An 18,588-nucleotide genomic window follows, 5' to 3' on the forward strand; every position below is an offset into this window, starting at 1 on the left:
AAAGGACTTTAACGAAAAATGCAGCCCATTCTCCTTTAAGAGGCGGGCTGCATTTTTTCTGCCAATTTTATCATCCGTTTTACATTTACGACGAAAGTCGTAAGTATTGCCTGTATTCGCATACGAAAGAGACCACGGTACTTGGCCTTGGTCATCCCATGATACCTTTTTAATTCAGCATTTTTGTGCTCAATAATCGATCTGCGACGAATACGTTCTTTGAACGTATCGCTGTTTTCAAACTCGATTTGCGCCTTGTAGGTTTCCGCCACGATCCGGATGGAGTAGGTCTTGCTCTTCGCTCCTGGTTTGAAACAGCCTTCCCTAAGTGGGCATGTCTTACATTTCTCCGTATCGAAGTAGAAAACGAGAGAACGACTTTTGCCACTCTTGCTTCCTTGGACAGCCTTTCGGATACTATGTTGTCCTGCCGGACAAATAACAAAGTCTGCATCCTTGTTGTACTCAAAACCTTCTTGCCTTAGCCCTCCGTTATGTACGATTGGGTTTAGTGGGACGACGGGTTGAATCTTCTTGGCTTTCATCTCGTCCAAGTTATCTTTACCCGAATATGCGGTGTCAGCAATCACTTCTTGTACTTCTATTCCTACGTCAAGCGATTGGTTCAAAAGTTGTTTGAATTGTTTTCCGTCATCCGTACTTCCTCCGGTGACCTCCACAGCCGTAATGATTTCTTCTTCGGTCATGGCAATATGCTCTTTGTAGCCAAAAAAGGATTTCGTATTACTCTTCCATCCAAAGCGTGCATCTGGATCAATGGCCGACATAATACCTTTATTGGCGAGGAGACGTTCGTCTTCCACGATGGCCTTGGCGATCTTGACCTTCTCCGAGATGGAACCCTCATGATCGGGTAACAAAGTCTCGACAGTCTCTCCAAGTTCCGCCAAGTAGTGAAGCATGATCTTCTCAGCATCCTCTTGATCTTTCTTCAACTCCGGTAACCGTGGGAGTTTCTTTTCGAGTTTTGGATGCTTTTTCACCACAACACGGAATAAGCGCTTCGCCGCATCCCGCAGTACTTCAAGCGGCTTTTGTTTTTGTGAAGCTGCCAGTGTATGGGTGGAATCCATGATGATCGTCTTTGACTTCACAAGTCCTTTTTCGATGCACTGACGTACAACTGATTTAAGCACCTCATCCACGGCTCCGGCCCCTAACCGATGATTACGAAAGCGGGATAATTGAGAGGGGTCAGGAAGGGGATCTTCTGGATTTAAACCTAAAAACCACTTATAAGCGAGGTTTACCTGCGTTTCCTGAATGATGCGTTCATCCGAAAGATTGTAGAGAACTTGTAAAAACAATAGACGAAACAGGAGTTCGGGTTCGTTAGCAGGTCTTCCGTAATGCTCACAATAAGAGGAACGAACCAACTCATGAATGAATGTGAAATCTACGATTTCATTGATTTTACGTAAAGGGTGATCCGCGGGAATTAGTTTATATAATTCGGCATGGAAGGATGCCGTGATTTGTTTAGAGGGCTGTAGCAATGGTTCCAACTCTTTCGTTTTCTTTTCATTGTACAACAAACCCAGTGTCGAAGGGGCATTGGGTTTCAGCCTGTTGAAAACCTACTGTTTCGGAGGAGAAGCATGTTTCCAGGCGGAGCGACTGGCGGAGTCCAGCCAAGCGGAACAGCGAGCCCGGGGAAACAGAAGCGCAATCTATGAGTAAACCCCGGAGCTGCGCGCCGTTTTGCGCTTCCCCCGGGATCGCTGTGGAGCGGACAGTTTCACATCCTTGCAGGACGTAGACCGGAGCGCAGATCGGAAACATGCTTCTCCCCACTACAGCTACATTCTCGATACTTAAAACCCCAGTACCTAAGGGCACTAGGGTTACGGTTTACAGATATTAGGTGGACTTTTGCAGGACTCTCCAAGAGGGTCACTTTTTTAAAGTGTCCATCTTATGGGTCACAGTTCACCCTACCGCAGCGGTCCTGTTTTTCCTTCCAGCAATCTTTTCAATTCCGTTTCCAGATAGTGCCCCTCTACCATTCCGATGATTTTCTTTCGGATGATCCCTTGCTTATCCACCAGATAAGTGGTAGGAAATGCTTGAATCCAGTAGCGGTTGGCTACATCACCGGTAACGTCCATCGGAATCGGGAAAGTGAGCTTATACTGCTTTACAAATGCTTGCGCTCCCTCCAGACTGTCGTTGGAAGTTACGTTTACACCGTAAAAGTCCACCTGCTGCCCGTATTTCTCCGCAACTTTTTGCAAGTCCGGCGCTTCCAGTTTGCACGGGCCGCACCAGGACGCCCAAAAATTGATGACAAGCGGTTTCTCCCGCTTCCCTGCGACCTCGTACGTCTGATCGTCAAGCCCTCGCAGCGAAAAATGCGGCGCTTCGAATCCTGCTTCCGGCCTTTGTTCCACCGTCACTGCACCCGTCTGTTGAGAAGGCTGCCAGATTGCTGCGCCTACAAGCACAGCGATAACCATTGCCAGTATGAGTCTTTTCATGTGGTCACCCCGGGTTAGAATCCGGTGAAGCCTCCGTACATCTTAATCAGGACTTTCGTGATGTCTGTCATCTTGTCCGTATACAGCAACACGCCAAACAAGATCATCAGAGCACCGCCCACTTTCATCAGCCGGTCAGAGTACTTCATGATTCCCTTGACCTTGCTGATGAAAAACGTCATGACAAAGAATGGAATCGCAAAGCCCGCAGTATAGGCCAGGGTATAAGACAGGGCGCTCCCCGGATCATTCATGCCGAGAACGATAATACCGGAGAGAATCGGTCCCACACACGGCGTCCAGCCAGCAGCGTACGTAATTCCAACCAGGACGGAGCCGGTATACCCGATCGGCCGGGATTTCAGGTCCACTTTCCACGTCTTCATCATCCAGTCCATCTTAAAGACTTGAAGCATCACCAAACCGATGATCACAAGTAATATGCCCCCTAATTGGCGAATCAAATCCTTTTGGGAGGCAAAAAGGCTGCCCAACCAGGAAGTAGACAGTCCCAAGGCGACGAAAACAATCGAAAATCCAAAGATAAAGAACAGGGTGTGCAATAGCGCCTGCCGTTGGAAAACAGCTCTTCCCTTTTTCACCTCATCCATCGTAACGCCGGTAATATAGGAAATGAACGAAGGATACAAGGGCAGACAGCAAGGGGAAACAAAAGAAAGAAAGCCCGCACCAAATGCTAAAAAGACGGAAAGATCTCCACTCATAGATACCTCCGTGGGGTAATGGTAATTCTATTGTACCGAAACTTGGCACCGCTCAAAAGCAAAACGGGCACTTTGTCTTAAAACGTTACCATTTCTTTTACATAATAAATGTTACGTAAACAATAACTGTTTGAATCATGCTCGTTTTCTATATAATACTGACAAGCGTAAATCCTTATGAGTGCTGTCCCTTTCAAATGCAAGGAAAAAAAGACAAATGCCTCATTTGTACATGAATCATTTGTCTTTATTACCCATTTGAAATTGGAAGCCTTACTTCAAAGCGTGCCCCTCCCAAACGCAGGGAGTTCTCCGCGAAAATTTCTCCTCCGTGGTCGAGGATGATTCGCTGTGTGGTGGACAGCCCAAGTCCGGTCCCGTCAGGCTTGGTCGTGTAAAAGGGAACGAATAAATTTTTTAATACCTTATCTTCCAGACCGGGACCGTCATCTTCGACGGTCAAGACGACCTGGTTAATCGACGCGTACACCGAGACTTCCACGATAGACCCCTTGGTCGCGATTGCCTCCATCGCGTTCTTGAGGATGTTGAGGACCGCTTGCTTGATGCGTGCCCTATACCCGTAAATGTACCATTCATCACCGGACCAATTCAGCTCCAGTCGAATCCCCCGTCTGTTGGACTCTGGCTCGAGCAAACGGATGACGCCGAGAACCTCATCCATGATCAGAAATCGCTCAGCCGCAATTTTGTCGTCCCGGTAGCGTGCAAGAACCAAGACATCGTTTAATAATCCGTCAATTCGCTCAATTTCAGTCAATATCACCGAAAAATACGAGGTGTTCTGCCGTGTCTCCGTCTGTTCGCGCAATAACTGGATAAACCCTTTGATTGATGTCAGGGGATTTCTTATTTCATGGGCCATGCCGGCAGCGAGCTGCCCCACCGCCGCGAGTGCTTCCCGCTTGGTCAGCTCCTCCTCGTAGCGCTTGGCGTCGGTGATGTTTCTAAGGACTGAAATCGCTCCCCACAACTCACCCCTGTGATAAATCGGACTTGTACTGACGGTTGTCAGTGTACCGTTAATCTCCGCGACGTAATGTCCGGATTGGCCGCGTTCGATGACCCATTGAACAAACCTTTCATTTTCTCTGGGACGAAACGTCTCATCTATGTGCGTACCGATAATCTGCTGACGTTCCACTTGCTGCAATTCCGCAAAGGAGTAGTTGGCTTCAACAATTCTTAGGTTGCGATCGATAATCAGCACCGCGATATCGGTTGACTGCAGAACAAGCTGAACCAATTCCTGTTCCGCCACTTCGGAAAACCGCTCACGCGTCGCAGTGCCGGTCTGCATTTCCTTTTCACGCTGACTTTCTTCCGTTTCAAAAATGTGAATAAACATATCAATCAAGCTGTCTACAAATTGATAGAGATCCAATCGAATCTGATACAGTTCCAGTCGCTCTTCCTCTGTAAAAATGAAATAATGCGCATCTTGCTCCATTTGATCCAGCAAAGTATCCCGGCACATGCGTATCCGTTCCAATACACATGCCAGAGAAATTCCCTGTTTGGAACGATGGATCGCAATTTCTCTTGCTCCTTTTTCCACCTTCACGCGATCGCCTGTATGTATGTATTCGATCAAGCTCAGAATGAACGTTTCCAACCGAGACAACGTATACGAACGGTCTTCTAATACTAATGCAGAGATTCGGTTATGATCAGACAGAAACCCATACGTTTTGGCCGCCAACTCAGGGGCCAGTCTCGTTAAGTGCTTTCTTATCCGGTTTTTCACTCTCTACCGGCTCCTTTGTCTTTTGTTTCTATATTTGAGAAAACATTCATACCCTATTTATTCCATAAACATGAAGGAATGTAAAGCGGCGTGACCACCCAATCAGGACAATTCACGCCGCTTTTTTTGGTTCTTACAATCCGAGCAGTTGAAGCCCGTTCACGATGAGTTGCTTTTGGTCTGGATTTGCATCCTTCAACTTCTCCAAGACGGAATGCAGCCTGCTTTGTTCATGCTCCGTCCCGGCCTGACGATAAAGGATTTCCAGGAGCTCCAAGCGAATCAGCCAGTCTTCCGGATAGTCGGCGTCGAGCTCATCGAGGATCGTGAGCAATGTATCGCGATCAAAAGCTTGCTGCTTCTCCCGGATGTTTCGGACCTGTTGATACAGCTGATGCAGTCTGATTTGCTCAGGTGAGTAGCTGGACTGTCTGGCCGATATCACGGATGGCTTGTGTGTACCTGTAGCAAAGGCTTCCCTGTCGGCAGCCCCGGCAAAAACCGAAACGATCCGCTCCCCTACCGCCATGTCGAACGTCCCCCACTCTGCTTGGAAAAGCGTTTTGTCCTGATACGTCACAGTGCACTCATCGAAGCCGATGAGCACAAGCCGTCCTCCCTCCCGGAGAATGTAACGGACTACTCCCGCCACTTGGAGACCGGACTCAAATGACAGGATAGAACGTTTTCCGGGCACGATTCCTTTTTCCTGCAATTGTTCATCCGTAAAGCACTCCAAAGGTGTGCTCTCCCCCGCCAACCGGCCGATTGGGGAGCCAAATCCCTCGGCATGGTATTGCTTGCCGTGGCCTGGCAGCTCTTTATTTCCGACAGCCAACGCGGACGGCCCTGTTGTTTTCAGGTAGACCGCCTCTCCTTGGCTGTCAAATTCCAGCTCCGCCAAGATGCCGCTAACCTGCAGCCCTGAGCTGTAAACGGCCGTCGTCGTTTGCGGCATGTTTCTCGCCTTGATCAAGCTTTCCGTCCCGCCGACATTCAGCGCCATGCGCTTGGAATATTCCAAAATCGCGTCAATCAGCTCCTGGAAATCGCGGCATACAAAAAGCTGCGGCTGCGGTTTTGTGATGTCATAATCGGTCTCGATGCACGCCTGCAGCGAAAACGGAATTTTCTTTACATCATCCTGCAAGCAGCTGATGCTCTCACCGACAGAGGAAAGCAGACCGGCACCGTATATGCGCGGATTTTCACAATCGCCAATCAAGCCGTACTCGACTGTCCACCAGTACAGACGCGCCAGCTCATTTGCTTCGGAAACATTCTGGACCGCCTTTGCTTTGCGCTCCAGCTCCTCTTCGGCTTGTCTGATGACTTCCTCAGTGGATTCCGGGTCTTCTTTTACGATGGAAAGGTAGCGGATCGCTTCGTACAACTCGTAATCTTCCTTGGAGGAAAGCGCGCGGGACCCGATTTCCCCGAATATTTTCAAATAGGAACGGTACGTCTCATCCAAAATAATCGGAGCATGACCTGCCGCCTCATGAATGATGTCCGGTGCCGGCGTATACGCAATATGATCGTATTGCCGAATATCGCACGCGATCGGCAGGATGCGATGTGCTTGAAAATCAAAGAAAGCGACAGCCGGAATGAAACCGTCAATCGTGACAGCCCCCCAGCCGATCTTTGCCAGGCATTCATTCATCTCACGGATGTTGGGGATTCGCTCTACGCTGATTCCAGAGAGCCGCAGCCCCTCCAGGTAGGCGCTGTGTGCAGTCTGCCCGAGATAATGATGATTTTGCCGCATGACATAGCGCCATACAGCGTGGTCAATTGGCGTGTACTGTTCGTAATCTTGCTCCACTACAAATTCCTTCAGATGAATAGGTACTTGAACGAGAGAAAAATCAGGTTCTACGCGACTCATACTCACTTCCCCTTTATCAGGATAGTAACCATGTAAGCGTTTTCTCGACTCACCTTATCATATCATGATCAGGTTACAAATTGTGCAAAGAATGTTTATTGCAAAACTTATCTGAATGAAAAAAGGCATCCGCCTGCTTTATGCGCAAACGAATGCCTGTACATTTACGAAGATGCCTTTACCTGATAGGTGCGCAGCTCGGACTTGACCGGGCTGTTCGGATTGCTGCCTGCATGCGACCGTTTGAACGCCTCGCTCTGTGTCCAATTCAGGAAATCCTGCTCGCTTTCCCATTTGGTAAACACGGTATACTCATCGCCCTGGGTAGGCGCCAGAAACAGGAACTCCAGGAATCCCGGGACATTTTTCATCCGCTCGCCGCCCTCACTGAAGGCTTTTTCCAGGTGAGCCCGATAGTCGGACGGTACGGTCAAACGATTCATCGATACATACATGTACTTGCACCCCTTTCCAGCTTGATCAAACCTATTATACAAAAAAGCGCTCCGGGAACCAAAAAGCCGCAGGCAGCTTACGGGCGCCTGCGGTTTATTTGTTGCTCCAGCATGATATCGACCAAAAGAATATCCTGAAGCGGGTCCTTGGGATCTGTGGTCAAAAGCGATGCGACCGCAGCAATCGAACAGCGCACGGCGTGATAAGAGTAGAATGCATCCCGCTCGTCGTCATTGGATAAGGAGAGGTCGGACAGCTCGTGTATCGGATAGGGAAAATCTGTTTCGACACCTGCTCGATCAAGTACGACCAGCGCCTGCTTGATCGCCAGCAGAGCCGCGCTTACGCTGATTCCGTATTCCTGGCGTAGCTCATCCCACACCTGAAAGGCTGATCGTTCAACACGCTCCTGATTGGGTCTGGTAATAATACCCGACTTTCGCCCTTCCTTCAGCAGCCAGTCAACGAGGATATCCTGTCTGGGCGGAAATGCAAACACTTGCAGCTTCAGCTCCAGCTCCGTGGGCGTATCCTTCGCAAATCGGGCATGGGATAGCGACATCTCATAGCGCCTCGAAGGATGGCCAGGAACCGTGACAAAAACCGTCTCCTGACGAATAGCCGCTACCTGCAGCTTGGTCCTTGCCGGTATTCGAGCCTGGGGCGCCTTTTCCCTGCGAATACTGCCGGGGATCAGCTCAGTGCCGAACAGATGGTACTCCAGCGGTGAATCAATCCAGGGAATAGGCTCTCGATTCAGAATCTCATACAATCCGTTGAACGTGATCCACTCGCCAGGACGCTTTTGATACCGAACCAGGGCGGCATGCCGTTCTTCTTCAGGCGTCACGCTCTCTGTATCGGGGTGATCTTCGGCAGGGGCAAGCCGCTTATGTTCCACAAGCGCACAATCCGTCAGCTGGAGGCGCTCCAATAACTCTCGTTTGCTTACCCATTCATAGCCAATCCGGTAAATTCGATGTTTCATCTGTTCCACCTCCCTCGCCAGGTTCAAGTTCCCGGTCTGTCTATGGTACGTTATGTGTCAGCGTGGCTGTCCGTTCCTCGTACGATTGACGACTTCATTCAGTTCACGAGCCGCTTGCTCGGGAGATGCGGCCTTGCTGATCGCACTGATCACGGCCACGCCATCCGCTCCGGCAGCCAGAACAGCAGCAGCATTTTCCAGCGTAATCCCGCCAATTCCTACGATCGGCAGCGACCCTCCCACCGCCTCGCGTATTTGCCCCAGTCCTGCAGGACCGATCGGTTCTCCTGCATCCGCCTTGGACGCTGTGGCATACATGGCACCAACGCCGATACAGTCTGCTCCACCTGCCATCGCTTCCCTGGCTTCTTCCACTGTACCCGCAGATACGCCAATGTACATCGATTCTCCCACCAGGGCACGTACGTCTTTTAGATGCATGTCATCCTGACCCACATGAACGCCGTCTGCTTGCAGGTCAATCGCCAGGTCAACATCGTCATTGACGAAGAAAATGGCTTGATATTGATGGGCAAGCCGCTTCATTTCGGCTCCAAGCCGAGCCTTCTCTTCGCGGGTCAATTTGCTTCCTTTATCGCGGAGCTGCAAAGTACCCGCGCCCCCTTTCAGGGCTTGCTCGACGATTTCCAGCGTACGCGCGGCCGAATATCCGCAATCCTGGGTTCCAACGACAAAATAGACACCCATTTTGTCACGCAATCGCTCTGTGTTTCTCATCCCGTTTCCCCCTTCCACCTGTCAAGCGCTTCCCTGTATGAGCGGGCAGCTCGCTTCACGTCTGCTGCATCTGTTATTCCTGAAAGCGCCGCAATGCCAGCACAGCCCGCCGCGAGCACCTGGCCTGCATTGTCGGGCTTGATCCCGCCAAGCCCGATCACCGGGATAGAGAGCGCTTCGACGATGGTTTTCAATTCCCCCGTCCCTCTGGGAGCCAAACCCGGTTTGGAACGACTGGGAAAAATATGGCCGTACAAGACGTAGTCCGCCCCTTGCTCGGCGGCTTCCATTGCTTCTGTCATAGAGTGCACCGAGCACCCGATCTTTTGCCCGGGCGACAGTACTCTTCTGGCCGCTTTGACCGGCAAGCTGTGGTAAGCGAGATGTGCCCCGCAGCATTGGACGGCTGCTGCCACGTCGACGCGGTCATTGATCAGGATGCTTTCGCGCGGCATGACTCCCGCCAAGGCCTCCGCCCACTCCATGATTTCGCGAGCCGTACGGTGCTTTTCCCGAATATGGAGCCGATCCATTCCTCCGCTGTATGCGGCTTCGGCCATGCGCAGCACCTCGTCGAGCTCCTGTCGTCCGCTCGTTATGACGTGCAGCTCAGGTTTGTACAGCTTGCCCATGTCCGCCTCCAGACAGCACCGTCAGACACTCCTGCAGCCATTTGGCTGTTTTTTCATTTTGCTCTCCAGGCATGCGAGCGACCATCTCGGCAACCAGTCTGCGCAAAAAGAACGATTGCGGCAAGCTGAGCGGAAACGTCACGGTCCGCGGTTTTTGTTCCTGCTCTTCCAGCTTTTGCACCCCGGCCAGCAGTATATCGGCGATGGATTCTATCAAGTCTCTCGTATTTTCCTGCTCGCGCAGATCATCGTAGCATCCGTCCATCAACCGGCACAAAATGAGGAAGGCCTGTGTGGACAGCGTAAAAGGTTGTACATCCTGCAACGGTTCGGTCACGATTTTCCCCTCCATAAAAACAAAGCGAAACTCTGGTTATTATAGCACATTCTTTTCGTCAGACAGAATTTCACGGTGTCGCTTTTCAGCAAATAAAATGCGAGCCGTTTACACTCGTTCGGCTCGCACGGTTTTCATTTACGGTTTGTTGCGGTCGTTGTGGTTGGACTGACGCAGGTTGGTGTTTTTATCGTGCTCATCCAGCGTTTTTCCACGGTGTTTGCCCAGATCCTTGCTGTTGTTGTTCTTGCCCATGTGCCCACCTCCCTTTACAAGCATCAACTGGTAGCGTCCCCTGTCAAAGGCGCTTTTATCAGGAGGCAGGACTTGCTTAATCAAAGAGTCCGGGACGGCCGGCGAATGAGGGCGTAGACGATGGCAAACGGAATCCGCCAGCCCAGCAAAAAGGCGAGCATGATAAAATACGCAACGGCGGCGAACAGCCAGGTGAGCGGTGTTCCCAGCCAGAGTGTACGAATGACCAGACCGATGGGTGCCGCAATCGTCCACATGAGCAGGACGTTAAGCAATTGCGTGCCCGCCTTCTCCAATGAGTGGCGCCGATACGGATGGAAAAACAGCGCGACCAATATCCAGGCCAAGAGGAACGGAGCCAGCGTTTCCATGATCCCTGATGCAGTGGCCGGAAGTCCGTGCGCCAGCTTTCCGTAATACGTAAACAGCAAAAAGGCGGCCAGATCGCCTGCGAGCAGGACGTAACCGGCCGGAGCGTGTATCCGTTTCATGAACAATCCTCAACTCTTCCTATTTAGATGGTGACACGCTCATTGTACACATCTCTCTCGTCCATCCACAATCCGTTTTGCCCGTTATTCACCAAACAGCAACATTTGGAGCTTTTGATCCACCTGCGGCCATTCCCTGTCCAAAATGCTGAAATAGACCGAATCGCGAATATACCCGTCGCGGACAATCATATGATTGCGCAGGGTTCCCTCGTAAACGCCACCGATTCTTTTGATGGCCCGTTGGGAATTTGCATTGCGGGCATCCGTTTTCAGCTGGACGCGAATGCAACCGAGCTCTTCGAAACAGTGACGCAATAGCAGCCATTTGCACTCCGTATTTACTTTCGTCTTCCAGACGGAGGGCGTCAGCCACGTATAGCCGATCTCCAGCCCGCGGTCTTTTTTCGAGATTTTCAAAAATCGGGTGCTGCCGATTACTTGTCCGTCTTCCTTCCTGACGATCGCAAAAGGCAGCTCTGTTCCGCTCGCCTGGTTCTCCAGCGCCGTTTCGATAAAACGCTGGGCGTCTTCGGGCTGTCGTATCACTGTTGACATATAGCTCCATATCTCCTCGTAATTCCCTGCCTGAAATACACCTTCGCAATGCCTGGTGTCCAGCGGTTCCAGACGAACCTGCTTTCCTTCGAGGGTGATTGGACTGATTTGCAGCATACAAACTCGCTCCTTTGCTGTTCTGCCTTTTGCGTATAACAGAACAGTCCTTTTAAATTTTTCCAAGGATAATGGCGACGCTCACTTTTGTCAAGACGATGCTAGAATGCGAGAATAAAAGGGCGGCACAGCAGAACACGGTCAGAAAAGAATTCGTCACAACCCAAGTGGGAAAAAGGTAGATTCAAACGGGGCGTTCGTGTACAGTTAGAAGAGGAATTAAGGGGATGTGGAGGTTAGGAAAGATGCACGCAAATCTGCGTTCGTTTATGGAACAACTGCGCCAGCACGGGCAGTTAATCGAGATTGACGCGCCAGTGGACCCAAATCTGGAGCTGGCTGAGATACACCGGAGGGTCATCCAGGAGGAAGGACCTGCACTCCTGTTCACCAATGTAAAAGGAAAAACATTCCCGGTCGTGACCAACCTGTTCGGCACAGCCGAGCGTGTGGACATGGCATTCGGTCCAAAACCGGAAACGATTGTAAAAGACCTGGTTCACGGGTTGGACAAGCTGATGCCGCCTTCGCTCTCCGGATTGTGGGAGCTGCGGTCGCCTCTGCTGGAAGTGATGCGTACCGGTACGAAGACGGTATCCCAAGGACAGGCTCCCGTCACCCAAGTAAGTACAACAGAAGTCGATATGACAGCGTTGCCTGCATTGACGAGCTGGCATCTGGACGGAGGTCCATTCGTTACGCTTCCGCTCGTTTACACCGAGCATCCAGAGACAAAGCAGCACAATCTGGGGATGTACCGCATCCAGATATACGACAAAAATACGACAGGCATGCACTGGCAGATCCACAAGGGCGGCGGTTTTCATTACTACGAAGCGGAAAAACAAAATCGCTCGCTGCCTGTTTCGCTGACGATCGGCGGACCGCCCGCCCTCATTTTGTCCGCGATCTCTCCTCTGCCCGAGATGGTGCCGGAGCTTGTCTTTGCTTCATTAGTAATGGGAGATAAATTGAAGATGGTGGAGGTGCCCAACCATCCGCACCGCATCGTTGCAGATGCCGAGTTTGTTTTTGCGGGAGAAGTTCCACCGCATGTCCGCAGACCGGAGGGGCCGTTTGGAGACCACTTCGGCTATTACTCGCTGACGCATGATTTCCCGGTATTTCAAGTAAAACAAATGTTCCGCCGCAAGGATGCCATCTACCCGGCTACAGTCGTCGGGAAGCCGCGTCAGGAGGACTACTATATCGGCGAGTACCTGCAGCGCCTGCTCTCTCCGCTGTTCCCTGTCGTCATGCCTGGCGTCAAAGCGATCTGGGCTTACTGTGAGACCGGGGTTCACGCTCTCGCAGGGGCGATCGTCCGGGAAAGCTATTATAAGGAAGCGATGGCTCATGCCTTCCGGATCATGGGCGAAGGACAATTGACGCTGACCAAGTTTTTGATGGTCACGGATGTCCCTTGCGATTTGGCTAATTTTAGGAATTTTATGGAAATCGTTCTTGCCCGCTTCCAGCCGGAGCGCGATCTGCTGATCGTCAACGATACGTCCGGCGATACACTGGATTATACCGGCCGGAAATTCAACCATGGTTCAAAAGGGATCATGCTGGGGATCGGAGACCCTGTTCGGGAGCTGCCCAAAGAATACAAGGGGGAAGGCATCCCGAATACTTCCCGGATCCAACCGTTCTGCGGCGGATGTCTCGTCATCTCCGGTCCGTCCTTTGAGGAGAATCCGCAGTTTGGCGAAGAAATTCTGCCGTACGTAAACGAGCATTGCAAAGAGTGGCCGATGATCTGCATCGTCGATGATGCCTCGATTGCAAATGACCAAAGCCAGTTTTTATGGACCGTCTTCACCCGCTTTGATCCGGCTCATGATCTATATGCAAAAGCGACCATTTCCCGCAACAAGATTCGCTATGAAGGTCCGCTGGTAGTCGATGCGCGAATGAAGCCATTTTACCCTGACGAAGTAGAGACTCACCCGGATATTGCCAAGCTCGTCGATCAAAGATGGAAGGAATACTTTCCGAAATAACAAGCACCACAGCACCCGGAGCAATCTTGCCGGGTGCTTTTCTGGTTTCTTTATGTGAGAAAATTCTGTCATTTCTTGTCGGACTGTCCAATATAATGTAGCATCTTGTATCCGAGCAACGCTTATGTTGGTCGGTTCCTATTTTCTTTATAAAGGAGGGAGTTATTCATGAAGACCCAGGTGGATTCGGACGGCATCGTCACCCTGACCAAGGAAGGCGAAAATCTGATCAAAGACAGCCCTCTGTTCAACGATGGGCTGCGGCCAACCACGATGGCTGAGCACAACTGGACTTCGTACAACTTTGCCAGCTTGTGGATCGGCATGTCGATCTGCTTGCCCGCCTACTCGCTCGCGGCCGGATTAATCGCCCTCGGCATGAACTGGTGGCAGGCGATCATCACCATCATCCTGGGCAACTGTATCGTCCTTATCCCTATTCTCCTTAATTCCCATGCGGGCACAAAATTCGGGATTCCGTATCCGGTCTACGCCCGTCTCTGGTTTGGCTCCAAAGGGGCACACATTCCTGCCGTAGCGAGAGGTCTTGTCGGCGCGGGCTGGTTTGGCATCAACTGCTGGTTTGGCGGGACCGCTATCGATACCCTGCTGATGTCCATGAGCAGTTGGGGCAATGTGCCTGGCCATACCTGGATTGCTTTTTTCGGGTTCTGGGCGCTAAACGTCTGGATCGCCTACAGAGGACCTGAAGCGATTAAAAAGATGGAGTTCTGGGCTGCTCCGACGTTGATCATCATGTCCCTCGCCCTGCTGATTTGGGCGTTGACAAAAGCTGGCGGCTGGGGACCGATGCTCTCGGCTCCCTCCAAATTTACAACCGCTGGCGAGTTTTTTAAAGTCTTCTTTCCTTCCCTTACCGGTGCCATTGCCTTCTGGGCAACGATGGCGCTGAATATTCCCGACTTTTGCCGATACGCCAAGAGCCAGCGAGCTCAAATTGTCGGTCAATCCGTAGCGCTGCCGACGACCATGGGAGGCTTCTCCTTTATCGGGGTCGCTGTTGCCTCTGCTACCGTCGTCATTTTTGGGGAAGCGATCTGGGACCCTGCGGCCGTCCTCGCGAAGTTCTCTCCGCTTGCCATCTTCTTTGGAACAATTGGCATCATCCTGGCCACGCTGACGACCAATGTTGCCGCGAACGTCGTAGCTCCTGCACGGGCCATCGAAAACCTTTCCCCGCGCAAAATGAGCTTTGGGGCTGGCGCAATCATTACCGGAGTCGTCGCACTCGTTATGCAGCCATGGTATATTTTGGATAATTTCGGCAATTATATTTTCCTGTGGCTCGGAACTTATGCCGCTCTGCTGGGACCGATAGACGGCATCGCGATCGCAGACTACTGGCTGGTCCGCAAACAGCGAATTCACTTGACGGAGCTGTATCGCACAAACGGAATTTACTCGTACAGGGGCGGCTATAACTGGAATGCCATCTGGGCCATGCTGCTCGGGATTGCTGTTCCTTTTGTCAGCAGGCTCATTCCCGGATTAGGGTTCATCTGGGATAATGCCTGGACGATCGGATTGTTCGTCTCCCTGATCTTCTACACCTGGTTTATGAAACGAAGCTCCAGCCTGATAAGCCAGGCGGATTACGAGAAGATTACCGCCAAGGCAGAGGCGCATGCTTCCTAATTAAATGTGCATACTTCCCGATGAAATGCATTCTACTGCTGCGCTAGCGTAAAAAGTGACGTAATAAAAGCTCCGCCGTTCATTTGGCGGAGCTTCTCTTTTACTGATCTTTACATTTTAAACCGGCTAATGGACAATTGCAGCTCATGGGAAAGCTTGCTCAGATTTTCACTGGAGTTGGTGATTTCCTGCATGGACGCCAGCTGTTCCTCTGATGTCGCGGCAACACCGCGCGTATGGTCGGAAGCCTCCTGCGCCAACCGGTTCATTTCATCCATCGAGGAGGCGACTTGCTGTATGCTTGCCGACATTTGTTCGGTCGCCGCGGATACCTCCTGAATCTGTTCAGCGATCGTTTGCGATGAAGAGACGATGCGCTGGAAGGCTTCTCCTGCCTCACGGACGATCACACTGCCCGTTTCCGCTTCCCGGGTGCCTTGTTTAATTGCATTCACAACCTGTGCCGTTTCATTTTGAATATCCTGGATCAATCTCTCAATCTCGCGGGCAGACTCTTCCGATTGCTCAGCCAATTTTCGCACCTCGTCAGCCACAACGGCAAAGCCGCGGCCTTGTTCGCCGGCACGGGCCGCTTCGATGGCAGCGTTCAGCGCGAGCAAGTTGGTTTGGGAAGCGATTCCCGTAATGACCTGAACGATCTCTCCGATCGCCTCGGAGCGGACACCTAGCAGCTGCACCATTTCGGCAGCGCGGCTTACTGCTTCATTGATCGCGGTCATCTGATCGACTGCGGACTGAATGCGTTCATTGCCTTGCTCTGCTTCCTGGGCGGCTTGTCCGGAGAATTCGGAGACGGAGCCCGAGGTTTCGGCGATACGTTGTACAGCCAGGGCCATCTCCTCCATGACGCGTACACCTTCCTGGGAGCGAAGTGTATGTACCTCTGACCCGGAAGCGATCTCCTCGATGGCAGCAGCTGCCTGCTCTGACGCTCTCGCTGTCTGCTCTGCGCTCGCATGGAGCTCCTCGGAGGAAGCCGCTACCTGTTCACTCGCCACTTTTACCTGATCGATCAGGAGACGCAGCTCAGATACAAGTCGGTTGAAGGCCAATCCCAGCGTCCCGACTTCGTCTTTCCCTGTATACTCAACTGACTTCACTGCCAAATTTCCGCTAGCGAGCTCTTCCAATTTGGAAGCGACGTCGCGAAGCGGGTTGGCGATCATCCGGGCGATGGCAAATCCGACGCTGAGCGCAAGGACAATCGCAAGCACCGCGATTCCGAGCATCGTAATTTCTACGGCTTTCGCCTCTGCGGTATTTACGTTATTCGTTTCTTCTGCTCTTGCGGAATTGTAATCTGCCCAGGATTTTAGCTCTTGGTTAATCCCGTTCAGCGTCGATTCCGTCGCACGGAAGAAAGCAAAGGCTTCGTCCGGATTTTTTTCTTCTACCAAATGGATCACGACTTTTTGATCGCCCCGGTATTTTTCCAACAGCGTCTTCAGCGTTTCCAGAATTTCTGTCTCCTGTTCTGAAGTTGCAGACTCCTGAAGCTTTGCCAGCAACGCATCAGACTCCGCCACCAGGTCCTGGTACTGCTGTTTGTAATCTCTTTGTTTGGAAGGGCTCGTTTCCAGCATCATTTTATACATAATTGCCTCGATCTGTCTTGTCTCTGTACGGAGCTCGTTCACCCACTTGATCGGCAACAGCTGATCCTGGTACATCGTGGACATCCGTGTTTCCGCTTTCATTAAATTGTAGTAGCCAGTAGCCCCTACTCCTCCCAAGAAAACACTCATCAAAATAACCAGACTCATTAGCTTTGTCCGTGTCTGCATGTTGCGCAAAAGTTTCATGTCTTGAGGCCATCTCCTTATTTTATAATCATAATTGCTGAAAATGGTCGAATAATGTCTAATTCTACCAAAGGAGGATGGACAAGTCGATAGTTTTACGACGAAACTCCTACATCAAATACTGAAAACAATGAAATGTTGGAAATTTGCTCGTCGGGGCTATAACAAATGTAATAGGTCAATTCGTCGCTTATCCGATAACAGATCCCGTTGTAGCCTTGTTCGATCAAGTAAAGTCTGATTTGTTCTCCGGTCCAGTCCAGCCATTCCTGGTCGTCCATTTCGGCTGACAACCGGTTCAGGACGTCCTCTGAATGCCGGGATTGCAGGGCATCCAGACGCAGTTGATTCTCTCCGTATTGTTCATGCAGAGAAAAAAGTCCCGCAGTTCTCAACTCCTGCCTGAGGATGGCCGCCTGGTCCCAAGTCGTTTCCGCATGACAAATGGCATACTGAGCCGCTACCTTCATATTGCTGACAAGATACACGCCAGAACCGAACACAGCTTTGGCGATAGCCCCGTTGACAAATTGTCTGCGTTCGTGCCGTTCATATCTTTGCAGCTTGACGACTCGCTCGGCTTCCCTGTATTCAACTCCCCGATAGACGATCTTCTTCATGCAGAAAACTCCTCTTCACGATTCAACTCCAGCGGCGTATCCCAAACGGGAAAAGAGGGGGCGCCACACCGCGCCACCCTGCTTTTCGCTGCTGGGCCATTCCCTTTGCCATGCGATTTAAGGGAGCAATTTGACCATATCATCGTAGGTCTCAGGTCGCCGGTCGCGGTAGAATTGCCACGTATCCCGCACCTGATGGATCAGATTTTTATCCATTTCCGCGATGATCACCTCATCCCGATCTCTGCTGCCGACTGCTACGAATTGTCCCCGGGGGTCTACCAGATACGATTGACCGTAAAATTCCCCCATGTTCCACGGCGCTTCCACTCCCACTCTGTTAATCGCAGCGACATAGTATCCATTGGCTACAGCATGAGCCGGCTGTTCGAGCTTCCAGAGATATTCGGAGAGGCCGGCCACAGTCGCCGACGGATTGAAGACGATTTCGGCTCCATTCAGCCCAAGCAGCCTGGCCCCTTCCGGAAAATGACGATCATAGCAGATGTAGACGCCCACTTTTGCAAAGGCCGTCTCAAAGACGGGATAGCCAAAATTTCCCGGTTTGAAATAGTATTTCTCCCAAAAACCGCAGCCGTTGTCGCCGACTCCCACGTGGGGGATGTGCTGCTTGCGGTATTTGCCGAGGTAACGGCCGTCCGCATCGATCACAGCAGCTGTATTGTAGTAGGTACCAATACCTACCCGCTCATAGACCGGCAGAATGAGCACCGTCCCCAGCTCTTTGGCCAGCGACTGAAATTGCTGGACGGTCGGCCCATCCGGGACCTCCTCGGCCGCTTCATACCATTTGGTATTTTGTTCGGCGCAGAAGTACGGACCGTAAAAGATTTCTTGCAAACAGATTATTTGAGCGCCTTTGGCCGCTGCCTCGCGAACCAGCCGGACGTGTTTTTCGATTGCCTTTTCTTTATGGACGTGGACCGGCTCATCGCCGTGAACGTCGTTTTTCGCCTGGATCAGGCCGATTGTTACCTTGTTTGCCATAGTGGAAGTCTGCCTCCCTTC

General features: G+C 51.5%; 17 protein-coding genes. 2 read left to right on the forward strand and 15 right to left on the reverse strand.

The window, feature by feature from the left end; genetic code table 11:
• Positions 1-35 precede the first annotated feature (35 nt).
• The 12 genes from NSQ24_RS14685 to NSQ24_RS14740 form a co-directional block, all read right to left on the reverse strand.
• Entirely contained in the window at positions 36-1,496 is a 1,461-nt protein-coding gene (locus NSQ24_RS14685; RefSeq protein ID WP_327927883.1) for an IS1182 family transposase, read from the reverse strand.
• Between the two features lie 459 nt (positions 1,497-1,955).
• The gene (locus tag NSQ24_RS14690) at positions 1,956-2,498 is read right to left on the reverse strand and encodes a TlpA disulfide reductase family protein (protein WP_024984185.1); all 543 of its coding nucleotides are present in this window, start codon (positions 2,496-2,498) and stop codon (positions 1,956-1,958) included.
• Between the two features lie 14 nt (positions 2,499-2,512).
• Complete coding sequence (locus NSQ24_RS14695) at positions 2,513-3,223, reverse strand: cytochrome c biogenesis protein CcdA (protein ID WP_003385623.1); 711 nt, start codon at positions 3,221-3,223, stop codon at positions 2,513-2,515.
• Positions 3,224-3,473: 250 nt separating this feature from the next.
• The gene (locus tag NSQ24_RS14700; protein WP_031932847.1) at positions 3,474-4,991 is read right to left on the reverse strand and encodes an ATP-binding protein; all 1,518 of its coding nucleotides are present in this window, start codon (positions 4,989-4,991) and stop codon (positions 3,474-3,476) included.
• Between the two features lie 133 nt (positions 4,992-5,124).
• Positions 5,125-6,882 carry an aromatic amino acid hydroxylase gene (locus NSQ24_RS14705; RefSeq protein ID WP_122958314.1) on the reverse strand — a complete coding sequence of 586 codons (1,758 nt, stop codon included), beginning with the start codon at positions 6,880-6,882 and terminating at the stop codon, positions 5,125-5,127.
• Positions 6,883-7,046: 164 nt separating this feature from the next.
• Positions 7,047-7,337, reverse strand: a complete 291-nt coding sequence (locus NSQ24_RS14710) for an antibiotic biosynthesis monooxygenase family protein (protein WP_003385627.1) — start codon at positions 7,335-7,337, stop codon at positions 7,047-7,049.
• Between the two features lie 77 nt (positions 7,338-7,414).
• A complete protein-coding gene (locus tag NSQ24_RS14715) occupies positions 7,415-8,326 on the reverse strand; it encodes a hypothetical protein (RefSeq protein ID WP_327955563.1) in 912 nt (303 codons plus the stop codon).
• 57 nt (positions 8,327-8,383) lie between these two features.
• Positions 8,384-9,064, reverse strand: a complete 681-nt coding sequence (gene thiE / locus NSQ24_RS14720) for a thiamine phosphate synthase (protein WP_171506736.1) — start codon at positions 9,062-9,064, stop codon at positions 8,384-8,386.
• On the reverse strand, positions 9,061-9,696 hold the full coding sequence (locus tag NSQ24_RS14725; protein ID WP_327970389.1) for a thiamine phosphate synthase: 636 nt from the start codon (positions 9,694-9,696) through the stop codon (positions 9,061-9,063). The genes thiE and NSQ24_RS14725 overlap by 4 nt, the downstream gene beginning before the upstream one ends.
• A complete protein-coding gene (locus tag NSQ24_RS14730) occupies positions 9,674-10,033 on the reverse strand; it encodes a hypothetical protein (protein ID WP_031932851.1) in 360 nt (119 codons plus the stop codon). The genes NSQ24_RS14725 and NSQ24_RS14730 overlap by 23 nt, the downstream gene beginning before the upstream one ends.
• Positions 10,034-10,368: 335 nt before the next feature.
• Positions 10,369-10,779 carry a DUF3054 domain-containing protein gene (locus NSQ24_RS14735; protein WP_338460865.1) on the reverse strand — a complete coding sequence of 137 codons (411 nt, stop codon included), beginning with the start codon at positions 10,777-10,779 and terminating at the stop codon, positions 10,369-10,371.
• 84 nt (positions 10,780-10,863) lie between these two features.
• A complete protein-coding gene (locus NSQ24_RS14740) occupies positions 10,864-11,454 on the reverse strand; it encodes a GNAT family N-acetyltransferase (protein ID WP_339166109.1) in 591 nt (196 codons plus the stop codon).
• Positions 11,455-11,699: 245 nt separating this feature from the next.
• On the opposite strand from NSQ24_RS14740, the gene NSQ24_RS14745 reads away from it, so the two are divergent.
• Both NSQ24_RS14745 and NSQ24_RS14750 read left to right on the forward strand, forming a co-directional pair.
• Positions 11,700-13,460: a UbiD family decarboxylase gene (locus NSQ24_RS14745; RefSeq protein ID WP_227277627.1), complete on the forward strand. Its 1,761-nt coding sequence runs from the start codon at positions 11,700-11,702 to the stop codon at positions 13,458-13,460.
• Positions 13,461-13,628: 168 nt separating this feature from the next.
• The gene (locus NSQ24_RS14750) at positions 13,629-15,116 is read left to right on the forward strand and encodes an NCS1 family nucleobase:cation symporter-1 (RefSeq protein ID WP_003385635.1); all 1,488 of its coding nucleotides are present in this window, start codon (positions 13,629-13,631) and stop codon (positions 15,114-15,116) included.
• A gap of 110 nt (positions 15,117-15,226) precedes the next feature.
• Here NSQ24_RS14750 and NSQ24_RS14755 read toward each other — a convergent pair whose 3' ends face one another.
• The 3 genes from NSQ24_RS14755 to NSQ24_RS14765 all read right to left on the reverse strand — a co-directional run bounded on the left by NSQ24_RS14755 (position 15,227) and on the right by NSQ24_RS14765 (position 18,567).
• Positions 15,227-16,939 (reverse strand): methyl-accepting chemotaxis protein, encoded by a 1,713-nt coding sequence (locus NSQ24_RS14755; RefSeq protein ID WP_003385637.1) that lies wholly within the window; start codon positions 16,937-16,939, stop codon positions 15,227-15,229.
• A gap of 95 nt (positions 16,940-17,034) precedes the next feature.
• Entirely contained in the window at positions 17,035-17,559 is a 525-nt protein-coding gene (locus NSQ24_RS14760; RefSeq protein ID WP_003385638.1) for a hypothetical protein, read from the reverse strand.
• A gap of 117 nt (positions 17,560-17,676) precedes the next feature.
• Complete coding sequence (locus NSQ24_RS14765) at positions 17,677-18,567, reverse strand: nitrilase-related carbon-nitrogen hydrolase (protein ID WP_003385639.1); 891 nt, start codon at positions 18,565-18,567, stop codon at positions 17,677-17,679.
• Between the last annotated feature and the right edge of the window lie 21 nt (positions 18,568-18,588).

The organism is Brevibacillus sp. FSL L8-0520, assembly GCF_037963895.1.
GTDB classification, from domain to species: Bacteria; Bacillota; Bacilli; order Brevibacillales; family Brevibacillaceae; genus Brevibacillus; species Brevibacillus borstelensis.

Bases quoted from the DNA above. Each gene is read 5' to 3' on its own strand.
- NSQ24_RS14765 (WP_003385639.1), bottom strand. From the start codon at position 18,567: ATGGCAAACAAGGTAACAATCGGCCTGATCCAGGCGAAAAACGACGTT.
- NSQ24_RS14710 (WP_003385627.1), bottom strand. From the start codon at position 7,337: ATGTATGTATCGATGAATCGTTTGACCGTACCGTCCGACTATCGGGCT.
- NSQ24_RS14695 (WP_003385623.1), bottom strand. From the start codon at position 3,223: ATGAGTGGAGATCTTTCCGTCTTTTTAGCATTTGGTGCGGGCTTTCTT.
- NSQ24_RS14735 (WP_338460865.1), bottom strand. From the start codon at position 10,779: ATGAAACGGATACACGCTCCGGCCGGTTACGTCCTGCTCGCAGGCGAT.
- thiE (WP_171506736.1), bottom strand. From the start codon at position 9,064: ATGAGAAACACAGAGCGATTGCGTGACAAAATGGGTGTCTATTTTGTC.
- NSQ24_RS14715 (WP_327955563.1), bottom strand. From the start codon at position 8,326: ATGAAACATCGAATTTACCGGATTGGCTATGAATGGGTAAGCAAACGA.
- NSQ24_RS14745 (WP_227277627.1), top strand. From the start codon at position 11,700: ATGCACGCAAATCTGCGTTCGTTTATGGAACAACTGCGCCAGCACGGG.
- NSQ24_RS14750 (WP_003385635.1), top strand. From the start codon at position 13,629: ATGAAGACCCAGGTGGATTCGGACGGCATCGTCACCCTGACCAAGGAA.
- NSQ24_RS14725 (WP_327970389.1), bottom strand. From the start codon at position 9,696: ATGGGCAAGCTGTACAAACCTGAGCTGCACGTCATAACGAGCGGACGA.
- NSQ24_RS14705 (WP_122958314.1), bottom strand. From the start codon at position 6,882: ATGAGTCGCGTAGAACCTGATTTTTCTCTCGTTCAAGTACCTATTCAT.
- NSQ24_RS14740 (WP_339166109.1), bottom strand. From the start codon at position 11,454: ATGCTGCAAATCAGTCCAATCACCCTCGAAGGAAAGCAGGTTCGTCTG.
- NSQ24_RS14690 (WP_024984185.1), bottom strand. From the start codon at position 2,498: ATGAAAAGACTCATACTGGCAATGGTTATCGCTGTGCTTGTAGGCGCA.
- NSQ24_RS14755 (WP_003385637.1), bottom strand. From the start codon at position 16,939: ATGAAACTTTTGCGCAACATGCAGACACGGACAAAGCTAATGAGTCTG.
- NSQ24_RS14760 (WP_003385638.1), bottom strand. From the start codon at position 17,559: ATGAAGAAGATCGTCTATCGGGGAGTTGAATACAGGGAAGCCGAGCGA.